Below are 279 nucleotides of genomic sequence, written 5' to 3'. Positions count from 1 at the left end.
GTCAGAGGTGGAAGTGTGGTAACATATGTAGCTTACTGATACTAATAGGTCGAGGACTTGACCAAAATAAACCTAAAGGTTTATATCGCAAACTAAATCTTTAATTATATAATTATAAAGAAGATTTAAGTTGCTAAAAAATATAATGGAAATATTAAATGTTAGCAGTTTTGAAAGTACTAACAAAAGTTAATACTTTATATAAAGATTATGTGGTTATTATAGCAAAGAGGATACACCTGTTCCCATTCCGAACACAGAAGTTAAGCTCTTGAGCGG

1 rRNA gene is annotated in these 279 nt (G+C 30.5%); it reads left to right on the top strand.

From position 1 onward, the window contains the following. Positions 1-211: 211 nt before the first annotated feature. A 5S ribosomal RNA gene (gene rrf / locus K0040_RS20390) occupies positions 212-279 on the top strand; the annotation flags it as partial.

The sequence above is a fragment of the Terrisporobacter petrolearius genome, assembly GCF_020748185.1.
In the GTDB taxonomy this organism is placed as follows: domain Bacteria; phylum Bacillota; class Clostridia; order Peptostreptococcales; family Peptostreptococcaceae; genus Terrisporobacter; species Terrisporobacter petrolearius.
Note: the sequence above shows the minus strand (reverse complement) of the source record. Positions and strands in the feature narration are given on the sequence as shown.